Raw genomic sequence first — 13,900 nt, 5'->3', positions numbered from 1 at the left:
CTTGATTAAGGGTTAGTTTTTCGCAGTAAACGTAAGCTTTTTACCTTCATTGATTTCACGTATTATGCTAAGGTCAACCTTTGGCTTCCTGTCATAGGTTAAAAGACCATTAATTTCCTGTTCAACATCTGTTATTTGGGTATAACAAAATCCTTGAACAAGCGGTGATTCCAGCAAGCCAGAAACAACTTGATAATATCGCTCAATAAAATCTTGGTCATTTGCGGCAGATGTATAGCCCCATCCTTGCCATTCATTTTTCTGATAGGCAATACCGCCAAACTCCGAAACCATAATGGGCTCACCCTTATGTTGAAAACCAGGAACAAATAATAGTCGGTCTGCAGGTGTAAACTGTAATGTACTATCAAGCTTGGAATACCTTTCTTTTAAAACTTTCTTTTCACCTTCATAGTCATGAATGGTTAAGATATCTGAAACGGTGTGTTCCCATCCGTCATTTGAAATGACTAGACGCGACTGATCCAATGATTTTGTTAAATAGTACATACTTACTAAATGATTCGCTTGACGGGGATCTCTTTTTAATCGAGGAACACCCCAGCTTTCGTTAATAGGAACCCACGCAATAATGGATGGATGATTATAATCTCGTTCTATTGCTTCCTGCCATTCAGACGAAATTCGTTTAATAGCTTTATCTGTAAACGTATGGCTGTTCGCCATTTCACCCCAGACAAGAATTCCTAAGTGATCTGCCCAATATAGATAACGAGGCTCCTCGACCTTTTGGTGTTTCCTCACCCCGTTAAAGCCCATTTCCTTCGTTAATTCGATATCTCTCTTTAAATCTTCATCCGTTGGTGCGGTTAGCAGGCTGGCAGGATAATACCCTTGGTCTAGAACTAGTTTCATATAATAAGGCATATTGTTTAATTCAATTCTTCCGTTATTAATAGAAATTTTTCTCATCCCAAAATAGCTGTCAACTTTATCAACAATCTTATTTTCTTCTTTTAAAAAAAGTTTAACAGTATAAAGAAATGGTTGTTCTGGGCTCCAAAGCTTTCCGTTACCGCTCTGGAAATCCTTCAACGAAACCACTTGTTTATTCTTGCGTTGAACAAGATTTACTTTACAAGACTCTTTTGCAACAACTAGGTCTTGAGAATAGATTTCTATTTCCAGCTCTTGTTTATCTGACGCATTCTGAATAAGGTATTCGACCGTTACTTCACCTGTATCAATGTTTGGTGTTAGTTTTACTCTTTCAAGGAACGAGTGATTGACTGGCTCCAGCCAAACACTTTGCCAAATGCCGGTTGTACGGGTATAAAAAATCCCTTCAGATTCCTTCTCCCAGTATTGTTTGCCACGCGGCTGCTCCAAGTCGGTTGATACGTCTTCTACCCTTACAACCACTTTATTTAATCCGCCCATTAAAGCATCTGTTATATCAGTGGAAAATGATGTATGCCCTCCTTCATGAACAGTAACGAACCTTCCATTGACCCAGACAGTTGCACGATAATCAACGGCACCAAAATGCAGCTGTATTTGTTTCCCCCGCCACTTGTCCGGAATCATAAATGTTTTTTCATACCAAACAACATCGTGGAACTCATTGGTATGAATACCGCTTAGTTGTGTTTGAAATGCATACGGAACCGTAATTTCTTGTTGATAGTCATGATTCACATACCACTCTTCTCTTAAACCATTATTGTGATCATCGAATGCAAAGTTCCATTGTCCATTTAGATTTAACCACTCATTTCGTCTGAAATTAGGTCTTGGATATTCTGGTCTAGGAATCATAGTAGTCATCGAATTTTCGCCTCGCTCATTAATTGTTTAAGAGTATCTACATTAATAGAAAGACTTTCATAAGGATCCCTTTCAAATTCCTCCTGCTCAACCGTGAACCACTCAACACCAACTTTATCCCCCATCTTAATTAGCGAGGCAAAATCAAGTTGACCTCTCCCTACTTCAATCCCAGTCTTTGTACCATTAACCATTTTCATATCCTTAATATGCAGGGACACCACACGACTTCCATATTTTTGAATGATTTCTAACGGATCTTGATCCGCAAAAGCGGCCCAATAACAATCTAATTCCATTTTTACTAAATCAGGGTCTGTGTGACCAAATAGCAGATCAAATCCCGTTTCACTTCCAAACTGTTCAAATTCAAATGCGTGGTTATGATAGCCGAAAGTAAAACCTGCCTCCTTGCATGTTTCTCCAATTTGATTCAGTACTTCTGCTGTTTTCTTATAATCCTCGGCTGTCTGTCTCATTTCCTTTGGAAGCGCAGGACAAACCAGTAAGTTATTATTAATGGCGCTATTGTATTCAAACGTCCTTTTTAATTCATCATCCAATAACTTCTCAATCCCTACATGTGCCCCGGCAGCGAGGAGTCCATTTTCTTCTAATACCGTTTGTAGTTTATTAGCTGGTGTATCATAAAAGCCCGCAAATTGGATTGCCTCGTATCCTAGCTCAGCCGCTTTTTGAATGGTCCCTAAAAAATCTTTTTCGGCATCTCTCCACACAGAAAATAATTGTAAGCCAATTTTACTCAATGGAAATTCCCCCTATTTAATAAATAAGTGGCAACTTAAAGAAATACTGCCGCCTCCCATTTTTTTAATTTTCAGTTAAACCTGAATATGTTCACTTAATTTAACAGCCTCACCTTTGGCCGCTGATTCGTATAGACCATTAATGATTTGTTGAAGATAGACACCTTGTTTGGCGGTGCTTAATGGTGTTGTTCCTTCTAAGCACGCATCCACAAATCTACTAAGTTCCAGTTCATGATAATCTCTCTTTGGTAAATATGCCGGAGTGAGATCAATTAACGATTCATGTTTTTCCTGATAGATTTTTAGTGGGAATACATCTGCTCCACCATTGTCCCCCATTAACGTTACATTCATTTCATCAGCTTTCTCAACATTCGCAGCAAATGCAGACTCTAATAGAATGGAAGCCCCATTTTTGAAAGTAATCATTCCGCGTGCCATATCTTCCACCGAAAAATTCTCCCAATCCCATGATCCCATGAGGCCTAGTCCTTTTCGGTTTCCTAGTTTTTGATAGGTTACTCCAAATACGGTATCCGGCTCTGGATAACCCATTAAATATAATGCCGTATCCAGCATATGAACCCCGATATCAATTAAAGGTCCTCCGCCTTGAAGTTCTTTGTTTGTGAATACCCCCCAGCCAGGAATTCCCCGGCGGCGCATTGCCGTCACACGTGCAGCATAAATATCACCAAGTTCACCCGCGTCGATAAAGCGCTTTAACACTTCCACCTGTGGTGCATGACGATAATGGAATCCATAGGTTAGGATTTTGCCAGCTTTTTGTGCTGCGTTGGCCATTTCTTCTGCTTCTTTTGCTGTCATAGCCGGCGGCTTTTCACATAGGACATGGCACCCTGCATTTAGTGCGGCTAGTGTGGCATGATAATGGAATTTGTTTGGTGTACAAATACTGACAGCATCCAATTTTAGAGTCTGAAACATTTCTTCATAACTCGTAAAAGTATGGGGAATATTAAATTCTGCTGCTAATTCATCAGCCTTTTCCTTTACAACATCACTTACAGCAACGATCTCAACTTTTTCCCCGCATTTTAAATAGTTTGGAATATGTGCATGCTTTGCAATGCCGCCCGCTCCGATAATCCCTACTCTTAATGTGTTCACCATTTTTCTTTGCCTCCGATTTATACTTTTTGTTTATCCATTATTATTTCAGCTATTTCTACTCTTCGTCCTTGATTGTGTGATATCATTGCTGCCTGGTTAATTAACGTTAACCCTAGTACATCTTTATCTGTAATGGTTGGTTCAGTTTCATCAATGATAAAATTTACCCATTGCTCCATCGGCAGCGGAAGTGGTTCTGGCAGCTTTTCAGGGGCATCCCATCCCTCGCCTGCCTGTTTAGAATTTAAGGTGATCTTATTATCTTCTATTAATAGAGTTCCTTCCGTTCCATACAGCTCCAGCTGGAAAGGGCTGCGTACTGAAAGAAATCCTGTTTCAATCGTTCCTAAGGCACCGTTTTCATATTCAATAATAGCGACGGAATTATCATCCACATCATAGCCAAATTGTTTTTGTAACCTTGCCGTAACAGCTTTTACCGGTCCTGCAAGACGATTGGTTAAATATATCGGGTGCGCTCCTAAGTCAATAAATGCACCACCGCCGCATTCCTCTTTATTAAGAAAGTGTTTTGGAAGCCATCCGTTTGGGTGTCCCTCAAACGGAACAGCACCATTATGTGCTAATCGGCAGCGAATATAGGTCAGTTTCCCTAATAGCCCTTCATCAATAACCTGCTGGGCATATAAAAAGTAATTTTCAGTCAGCCGGGGCAAAGAAACCATCAACTTTACATTGTTATTACTCACTGCCTCATAAATCTCTTTACAATCTTCCATCGTAAAAGCCAATACCTTTTCAGTAAAAATATGTTTTTTATTTTTTGCCGAAAGCAGGATGATCTCTTTGTGAAGGTTTGTTGGTGTATCTACAATAACTGCCTCAATCTCCGGATCAGCTAACACTTTCAGTAAATCTTGTTCAAAAGGAACGCCTAGCTTTCCTGCCCACTCATTGCCGCGTTGGGCATTTTCGTCCCAGACTACTTTGATTTCCAGATGTTTATTTTGAGTTGCCTGCCGTGCATAATCATCAGCATGGACATGCCATTTACTTAATAAAGCAACCTTTACCACTTGTATAACCTCCTTTTTGCATATTGATTTTTATAGTATGTTAATTTCATAGAAGTCAGGGGAAAAAACAAACTGGCTGCTTTATCCCCTCACATCCTTTCTAACTAGAGAAAGTATCACCTGATATAGGTACTACAAATACCTCCACACCTCTTTTTTCAATTTCCTTTAGAATTTCTTTATCTGCAAGATCACTAGTAATAAATATATCTGCTTGATTAAAAGGGCAAAAAGGGGTTAATCCTGATCTTTGAAGCTTGCTGTGGTCAGCCACAACAATAATCTTTTGTCCTGCAGAAACCATCGCCCGTTTCATTTCCGCATCATACAAATCAGAGCTTGTAAACCCATGCCTTAATGAAATTCCAGCTGTCCCAAGGAAAACATAATCGGCATTGTAGTTTTGTAATTCAGTCTCTACCTGCGGCCCAACAAGACTCATTGAATTCTTCCTTAGTTTCCCGCCTAATAAGTAGATCGAGGCAGTTTCATCTTTGCTGCATTCCTCTGCTACGTTCATAGCATTGGTTATAATCGTTAAGTTACTATTATCTGGTAAGTTTTTTCCTACATACCAAGTTGTTGATCCTGCATCAAAAATGATGGTTTGACCCTCTTTTATCAATTGGGCTGCAGCCTTCCCGATTAATTCTTTTTCAAGAGAATATTGTAACTTTCTTTTATCAACAGGAGGAATAAGAAATTGGCTTTCATCCTCCTCTATTAGGACTGCACCGCCATAGTTTTTCTCGGCAACGCCCTCTCTTTCAAGCTGATTCAAATCCCTCCGGATTGTTTCTTCTGATACATGAAGTAGCTCAACAAGATCAGAGACCTTTACACTCTTATTTTTTATTAATAACTCTTTTATTAACTTACGGCGCTGCGACACAATCATGTACTTTACTCCTTGTCATTAAGTAAATGCTCAGTAGACATTTCTTATTCTTCCCACTCCAGTAAATTATTTTCAAATACAGGCTGTGACGAATCTTTTGGAATACGGAATGTCTTTATTTCTGACGGCCTAAACGTAGTCTTTATTTGTCGATTCCATTTAGGTAAAGAAATGATGGCAGTAGTTTCATCATTTGCTGTTTCATAGGCACGCAGTATTAGATCCTCATTGTCCTCTGCTTGCTTTATGACACTAACTATGACATTCTCAACATCAACTGACAAGAAGGAATCTTTCTGTGGAAGGTGACCTTTATGATAGGTTTCAATAATGCTAATAGGTTTTTGGTTCAATTCGGCTGCACGTTTTACAGTCCCTGCTGTTTCCCAATTTCCTTCATGCGGCAGCAAGGAGTATGTGAATCTTTGAATTCCCTGATCAATAAATGAATAATACCTATCTTCTTCCGGAACCAGCGGGTCATGATGTGCATAAATTGGGCTGCGAAGGACCGTCATACTCATTTCTTTGTTATGGATGTCAAAGCTGTATTTGCCGTCATTTAGCAAGCTGAATCCGTATATCTCGCCTGTAGCTGGATGAGTTCCAGAAGTATCAATCCAGTTTTGTCCAGGCTCCTCTTCACCATTGCCCTCTCTAACAATATGCCCATAAGGAATTTCATAGGTTGATTTTCTGAAGATAAGATCAACAGGAAACTTAATCTTTAGTGCTTTAAATTGTTCCTGCCAGTTTAATGTACAATGGACATCAATCTGGTTTAACTCTTTATACATAGTAAAGTCTTGATGCAGTGTTGATCTTCCATATTCACTAATAACGCGAATAACCGATTTTACTGGGCCATGTTCCACCAGTTTTACACTCGTGGCTTTGAAGGTGCCATCTTCGCTCTTAAACTGAAGAACATTATGCGACCACGTGTCACTAAAATCGTTCATGACGACTGGTCTTGCCGCTGGTCCCCCTAGTATTTCCAGGTTCTTTTGTTTATCATATATACTTGTGACAAATCCTGTTTGTTGATCGATTTCAACTCTAAAATGGTCATTTTCCATACTAGTATCATTTGCCTTGATAGATGTGAATTCTTTATCAGTTTCACGTTGTACGATTTTATATACTCGGTACCCTATTGAAGGAAGATTGGCAATAAAGCTGATGCGTGAACGGCCCCCAGCGGTTGCCTGCGATTGAACCACTTGCATCGGAACTTGATTTCCCTCTTCATCTACTAAAATATCCTCAGGCTTTAATCCACCTATTTCCTGTTCAACATTTACATTACTGTTCCACGAATGAGGATTAAAGATAACAATTGGTTTCATCCCTTTTTCTTCTTCTATATCAATTCTCCATGACAAAGATTGGATGGCGTAGTTGACACCCCGTTTAGCGATTGACATTGCCTCTCCGTGCATATCCCGCGCATCTTCATATGCTGCTTCAATACTTGTCCCTGCTAAAATATCATGAAATTGATTGAATAATACATTTTTCCATGCCTGTTTATATTCAGCAGCCGGATATTTTTGCCCGGTTGCCCAATCCGCAAGTGCCGAGAATTTCTCAGCTTTAATAAGGGCATTTTCTGCCTCGCGGTTCCATTTTTTAATTCCTGAATGTACAGAGTAGCATCCGCTTGCATGGTGCTGAAGGTCATCATGGACAACCGGGAACGGAAGATTCTTTACCATAAGGTCATCAAAAAATTTATTTACTGTACTAAACAAAAGTGTTGGATAGGACGGATTTTCATTTAATTGTTTAATACTTTCGATATTCTCCTTTGTTGGACCGCCGCCATGGTTACCAACACCGTAAAATGTCATTAAATCATTAAATGGTGCTTTTAATTCCCCTGCATTTCTACGTACATGTTTTTCAACATCCTTGCCCCATGTGCAATATTCAAATGGTATACGATAGGCTAAAACGCGTGAGCCGTCATCTGATTCCCACCAGAACAACCTTCCAGGAAGTCCTTTTTCCTGCGGGCTTGGACGCATAAAAATATAGTAATCCATACCGCTTTTCTTTAAAATTTGTGGAAGCATCCCATGGTGTCCAAAACTATCCACATTGTAGCCAACCTTCGCTGTCACCCCAAATTTTTCTTGGAAATAACGCTGTCCATAAAGCCCTTGGCGAACAAACGACTCCCCGCTCGGAAGGTTGCAATCCGGCTGAATCCACCAGCCGCCGACAATTTCCCATCGTCCTTCTTGAATACGTTGTTTGATTTCTTCAAACATCTCAGGTTCATTGTTTTCAATCCATTCATAATTAGCGGCGGAACTATTCGTGAATACGAAATCAGGATACTCTTTCATTCGATCAAGCGCAGACCTAAATGTTGCTTTTGTTTCCTGAAATCCCTCTTGCCATTGCCATAGCCATACGGGGTCAAGATGAGCATTTCCAATCATATGTAAGGTTTTTTCTTTTGTCTTCGGCAGTTGTTTTTCCATTATCGTACTATTTTTATTATTCATTTTCTGCACCTCCTAAAATTGGCAAATCCTTAATCGTTACAAGTGCTTCGGCATGCTGTCCGAAACGTCGCTTACCTACAGTAAGATCCACTGCAATTCGTTCCCTGTAGCCCGTGTATCCTTGCGGAATTGTAATCAATGTTGTAAATTGTACGGCTTCATTGCCTGGCAGCTTCGCATTGAATTCCCTGTTATTGACTTTCCAGCCTGCCGGCGTAATCATTTTCGCGATAATATCGCTTTCTTCTGGGAATGGGTTCTTTATTTCAACGGTTACTGAAAAGGTTTGTCCTGACTGTACCTCTGTCTGGTATGGCACTATGGACGCACCAAATCCTTCCGCTCCAAAATCCAGCTCCTCTAAAGGCAGGAGGTCTTTATGGAGTTGTTCAAGCACCTTCCCTTTTTCATCAACCCGTAAAAGAAATTCCTCCGTTACAACGATTGGATCCCAATGTCCAGAAATAATAAGGTCAGGTTTAACAGACTTATAGAGTTCAGCACTATCAACATAGTCGCTTATTCTGAATCGGTTATGGTACACATAATTGAATTGACCATTTTCACCTTGATATTGGTCACCAATGGCAAGAACTTTTTTCCCATCTACGCTAAATTCAATAGCAGCAGCATATAGTGTATGCCCTGCCTGCTCATAAACAATAAATTCATATTCTTCCCACTTAAATATCTGGTTTAAGGGAAGCTGCTTATCCACTTTTATCGGATCATACCACAGACATGGCAAATCATATTTTTTAGGGTTCTCCAAAACTTCTGCCACGTTCTCAGGGCACCAAACCTCAGTTCCTTCTACATCCCGCAATAGATTAATTCCTGCCACATGATCATCATGGTAATGGGTGGGAATGACAACATCGATTTTTTCAACTCCGTACTGTTCCTTTAACCTTGATAGAGTATATAACCAAGGTCTTCTTGATGCTCTGTCACTCCCAGAGCCGATTCCGCCAATAAAGTCGTAACCAAAGTCAATAAACAGCGCTTTGCCGCTTTTGGATAAAACGACGTAGGCATTAGACATGCTTGTGCAGTTTTGTAATAAATGAGGTGTAATTGCTTGATATGGATTATCCAGCAATTTAAATAATCTAGGATTCTGCATTCTTTGTTTCATTAATAGTGCATAACGCTCAATAAGGAGTTCCATTGCTGAAGATGGCTCCTCCATTATTTGCCCATGAGAGGGCAGAAGTAAATCAGGTTCCCGATCTTTTAAATCTAATAGTGAAAGAACACTTAAAGCAATGCCCTCACCGCCGTTGTAAGACCATTGTGTAGCCGCCAGCGACCAAACCTTTCCAGGTCCATAAATTAAATCACCTGTGAACGCTGTCTTCTTATCATCAATATCCGTTATTATGGTAATGGAACCAATGGAATGGCCTGGGCTGGGAATAATCGTGAACTTGAGCCCGTTTATCACATGTGCAGAATAATCCTTTAATGTTTTATACACTGGTACAGATTGAAGGATTGAAAAACGGTCTTGTCTCATATTGTAGTTGTTAGTAATTTCTCTAGCCAGCCAGTGTTCATCCATATGGTGAAATAAATCTTGTTCACTGTGCGGTACCCAAATTCGGATCCCTTCCTTAACAGCAATTGGAAGCCCCTGGCACTGATCCCGATGATGATGGGTGATAAAAACGTCTGTTACACTCTCAACCCCGATTGTATCAAGATATTTAAGAACATTCCCATCCCCAAAGTCAATTAAGACCGCCTTTTCTTCGGTCTTAATAACGTATACATTACAAGTATCTTCATATAAATAAAGATTAGTTGAGATTTTCTTTATCACAATATGAATGACCCCTTTTCGTCAACAGCTTTGGATTCAACATATTCAATCAATGAGTACAAGACGTTCCCAGCATATCGTTTCGGATGGCTCCGTACTTCACTGGCCGACTCCTTCAGCCAGTTAAGCAGGGACTTAATGTCCTCAATATTTTCCATTGCCCTTAAAACATCGATGGACCTTCTTCCTGCCCACGCCCAGCTTTCCATCAGCTCTATCCATGGGACCAAATTATTACGCAAAGCATAATTGGTCATTCTAAATTTAAGCTGGTACCCCGCTTCGTCTAGTTCGTTCAAGTAATCATAAAGGTTTTTAACATCAACGCTAACTGATGCTTTTTCGCCGGATTGCAGGGAACATAGGGCTTTTGAAGTTAAATTCTCCAATGGCGCTGCCTTTGAATAATCCAGACATGAATGCAGACAATTTTCAGCAAATAGACGTAAAGCCTGGTAGTTTTCCTCTCCACCAATTGTTTTCAGTGCATAGTCCCAAGAGGTCCACGGGTCATATTCTTCCGGATTGTTGAAGAAGTCCCCAAAGGTTAGTAAAGCGACTTTTGATGCTTCTGCCTGACTCATCGTATTGACAATGAACCCTTTACATACTTTTATAAGAGAGTTTTCGCGGCCGGTTATAGGACCGATATGCATTTCACTAGTCATTGCTAAATCATTTACAGGGTAGTTATCCCAAATAATCGGCTTTCTTTGAACCGCAGCTGCAAAATCAGCTGCATCTTGCTCTGAAATTGTCTTCGAACAAATCTCTGGCCCTGTATAAAAGATGTCAATTTCTTCGTTCAATCCTTTACCCAGTTCATGAATATAGTCACTAAATGGCGCTGTACCATGATAATCAGTTGGACAAAGAGAGAGCCTGCATGTTTTATCAAGTGATTTTAACCAGTGATTCAAACGGTTCGCAACATGAACATGTGCTTGTGCATAACTGGTGAACTTTTGCACTTCTTCCTCATGTTGAAATTCCGCAGCTATATCATCTAACATGATCATAAAATCCCTGACACCAATTTTATAAAATGCTTTAAATTTTTCCGTAATTAACTGAAAATCCTCTTCACATGCATAATTAATTGAAACACCAGATCCAATACTGTAGGCGAAATCTACTCCAACGTTCCTCGAATGAGCAACGGTTTCAGCAAACTGTTCCATAATAAAATCAGGATAAGGCTCCCGCCAGCGGGCGCGATGCTGACGGTCATTTTTTGGTCCATATATGTATAGATTAAACCCATGATCACCCATAAAGGAGATTAAATCCTTTCGCTCAGGAGCACTGTAAAATAATCCATAAAATCCTTCTATCACCCCTCTAATAGGGAATGGGGACTGGCTCATCAAAAATAACCTCCTTTAAAGATAAACTGCTCTCGAATCTCTATAACAGTTTCTATGTTTCTATAAAAGAACTTCTTTTTTATACCGGAAAGCTTGCTGCCTGTTGGGCGCTTCCAAGAAAGTACTGGATTTTTTCAATTACTGCAGCCTCAACTGCATTTTGGGCAATCTCTAACTGCTCCTTTGAAAGTGCTTTGCACTCCTCATTTGTCATTCTTTCTTTTCTTCCAAGGGAGTTCAAAAGTGCAAGTTCTAAATCGGTTGCGATATTCACTTTACTTATACCGCCGTTGGGAAGCATTGTCGCCTCTTTAATCATTTCAGATGGTACACCAGATCCTCCGTGGAGAACTAAATGAACAGGGGTTAAGTTTCTGATTTCCTTCAAGCGTTCAAGGTCGACCTTTGGCTGTTTTACCAGATAGACACCATGTGCCGTTCCGACCGAAACAGCCAGCGCATCACAGCCTGTCTCGTTCACAAATCGCAAGGCTTCTTTCGGATCGGTATAAAGCTCTTCATCATTGTCAGTTTCTACAAAATCAGTTGTTCCGATTTTCCCAAGCTCCGCTTCAACAGAAACACCTTTTGCATGGGCAAATTCAACCACTTCTTTACTTATAGAAATATTTTCATCCAGCTCTTTTTCAGAAGCATCGATCATGACAGAAGTAAATCCAGCTTCAACACAATCCTCAATAACGGAAAATTCCTTTGTATGGTCAAGATGAAGGACAACGGGCACTGTGATTTTCTCTTCTTCCATTGCCTTGTAAAATGCCTCTCCAAATTCAAATGGAGTAATACCATAACGAATTAATTCTTTTTCGGATATTTGGATAATTAAAGGAGATTTTGTCTTTTCTCCTGCCCGTAAAACCGGACGAATCATCGGTGTATATCTTGGTGAGAAGGAACCGACTGCATAGCCCTTTTTTTCAGCTTCTACCAAAACTTCTTTTAACGGCAGTACATTTATAAGATTAATATTCTTTTCCATAAACTTGTCCCCCTTTGATTTAAACTCTCTTGTGAAAATTTTGATAAAAGTTCCGTAAATGCAGCTGAAGACCCATATACCCTTCTTCGTACAAGCGTTTATATTCATGATGGTACTGCTGATTAGGTATTATTTCTTTAGGATTAGTAAATTGAATTGCCTTTGCAGCCTCTTCTTCGTCTTTATATACACCTGAGCAAATCCCTGCTGAAATTGCGGCTCCAAGCAGGGTCGCTTCATTTATTTCCGGGATAGCCAAATGGCAGTTTGTAATATCGGACTTTATTTGCATCCAGTAATGGTTTTTTGTCCCGCCGCCAACTGAAATCATTTGTTTAATTAGCCGACCACCTATATTTTCAGCACTTCTGCGAATCGATTCCAGTTCATACGCAGTTCCCTCCATCATCGCTTTCAAAAGATCTTCACGTTTATGAGATGTCTTGAGACCGATGAAAGCAGCTCTTGCAAACGGGTCAGGCTGTGGGGAACCACTCCCAGATAAGTATGGATAGTATAAAATACCTGACGGCCCTTCTATTGATCGAGCTGATAGACTCATAATTTCATCATAGGACATTTTTTGATCCGAAAACTGATTTCTAAACCATTCAATTGAACCCCCTGAGGCTGAAATTCCTCCCATCCAAAAGAATTTATCCCTCACAACATGACATCCAAATGTAAGTCCTGATGCAAAATCCACTTCTGTAAGCTGCTTTTTTTCTATCGCCCCTACAAGTGTTTCAGCTGTACCAATAGAATCAAATACACTTCCAGGGGTGACAGCACCAACGGCAAGGGCAGCTGCAAGGTGGTCATGACCTGCAACTGTAACAGGTATCCCTTGAGGTATTCCAAGCTCTTCTAACTCTGTAGACAGAGTGATTCCCATTTTTGTTCCGCTCGGCAATGCCTCCGGGAATAATTGGTCCGATAAATTGAAATGCCTAATCCAGTCCTGGTCCCAAGAAAGTTGATCAATTTGAAACGCATAGGTTCTTGCTGCTAAAGAATAGTCTGTTGCAAAATGACCGGTAAGCTTATAGGCAATAAAGTCTGAAGCCGACAGCCAGACTGCATCGTCCAAAATGTCTGTTTGCTGCTTTCTCAAGTGGATTATTTTTGCAAGTCCATATTTATAACTGCTATGAAGACCCGTTTTCTGAAAGCGATGTAAAGGGCTGTCCTCATTAGCAATTTCCTCCGCTTCACCTTCAGCACACCGGCTGAACCAAGGAATGAAAGGGGTCCTTGGTTTACCAGTCTGCCTGTCCAACAAGAGACCAGTTTCCGCCATACTTGTAATGCCGATAGCCGATACTTTCTCATCACAGCAGAGCATAACTTCCTTTAAACATCTCGTAATATTTCCCCATATTTCATCAGGCAAATAATACGGTTCTCCTTGCTGGTTATAATGGGCAATGGTTGGGCGAACAGAATACTGAATAACTGATCCATTTTCTTTAAATACCCCTGCCTTACAATGAGTAGTTCCAATATCAATCCCAAGTAATGCCATTTGTTAAACAATTCCTTCCTTTAAAATTCCATTAGGTTCG

Annotated in this window: 10 protein-coding genes; all 10 read right to left on the bottom strand. The window is 40.2% G+C overall.

Features of this window, described 5'->3' with window-relative positions; genetic code table 11:
• Positions 1–12: 12 nt before the first annotated feature.
• Entirely contained in the window at positions 13–1,788 is a 1,776-nt protein-coding gene (locus ACY3XC_RS14350; RefSeq protein ID WP_464869158.1) for a glycoside hydrolase family 2 protein, read from the bottom strand.
• Complete coding sequence (locus ACY3XC_RS14345; protein ID WP_179156335.1) at positions 1,785–2,555, bottom strand: sugar phosphate isomerase/epimerase family protein; 771 nt, start codon at positions 2,553–2,555, stop codon at positions 1,785–1,787. Before ACY3XC_RS14345 ends, ACY3XC_RS14350 begins: the two co-directional genes overlap by 4 nt.
• Positions 2,556–2,630: 75 nt before the next feature.
• The gene (locus ACY3XC_RS14340; RefSeq protein ID WP_464869157.1) at positions 2,631–3,692 is read right to left on the bottom strand and encodes a Gfo/Idh/MocA family protein; all 1,062 of its coding nucleotides are present in this window, start codon (positions 3,690–3,692) and stop codon (positions 2,631–2,633) included.
• 17 nt (positions 3,693–3,709) lie between these two features.
• Positions 3,710–4,729 carry a Gfo/Idh/MocA family protein gene (locus ACY3XC_RS14335; protein WP_464869156.1) on the bottom strand — a complete coding sequence of 340 codons (1,020 nt, stop codon included), beginning with the start codon at positions 4,727–4,729 and terminating at the stop codon, positions 3,710–3,712.
• A 100-nt stretch (positions 4,730–4,829) separates the two neighbouring features.
• Positions 4,830–5,627 carry a DeoR/GlpR family DNA-binding transcription regulator gene (locus ACY3XC_RS14330; RefSeq protein ID WP_464869155.1) on the bottom strand — a complete coding sequence of 266 codons (798 nt, stop codon included), beginning with the start codon at positions 5,625–5,627 and terminating at the stop codon, positions 4,830–4,832.
• Positions 5,628–5,671: 44 nt separating this feature from the next.
• Positions 5,672–8,143, bottom strand: a complete 2,472-nt coding sequence (locus ACY3XC_RS14325) for an alpha-mannosidase (protein ID WP_218780984.1) — start codon at positions 8,141–8,143, stop codon at positions 5,672–5,674.
• Positions 8,136–9,968: an MBL fold metallo-hydrolase gene (locus tag ACY3XC_RS14320; RefSeq protein WP_464869154.1), complete on the bottom strand. Its 1,833-nt coding sequence runs from the start codon at positions 9,966–9,968 to the stop codon at positions 8,136–8,138. Before ACY3XC_RS14320 ends, ACY3XC_RS14325 begins: the two co-directional genes overlap by 8 nt.
• Complete coding sequence (locus ACY3XC_RS14315) at positions 9,965–11,335, bottom strand: protein O-GlcNAcase (protein ID WP_464869153.1); 1,371 nt, start codon at positions 11,333–11,335, stop codon at positions 9,965–9,967. Before ACY3XC_RS14315 ends, ACY3XC_RS14320 begins: the two co-directional genes overlap by 4 nt.
• 79 nt (positions 11,336–11,414) lie before the next feature.
• On the bottom strand, positions 11,415–12,335 hold the full coding sequence (locus ACY3XC_RS14310; protein WP_464869152.1) for a class II fructose-bisphosphate aldolase: 921 nt from the start codon (positions 12,333–12,335) through the stop codon (positions 11,415–11,417).
• A 19-nt stretch (positions 12,336–12,354) separates the two neighbouring features.
• Positions 12,355–13,860 carry an FGGY-family carbohydrate kinase gene (locus ACY3XC_RS14305; protein ID WP_464869151.1) on the bottom strand — a complete coding sequence of 502 codons (1,506 nt, stop codon included), beginning with the start codon at positions 13,858–13,860 and terminating at the stop codon, positions 12,355–12,357.
• Between the last annotated feature and the right edge of the window lie 40 nt (positions 13,861–13,900).

Source organism: Bacillus sp. CZDM1 (assembly GCF_055502545.1).
Note: the sequence above shows the minus strand (reverse complement) of the source record. Positions and strands in the feature narration are given on the sequence as shown.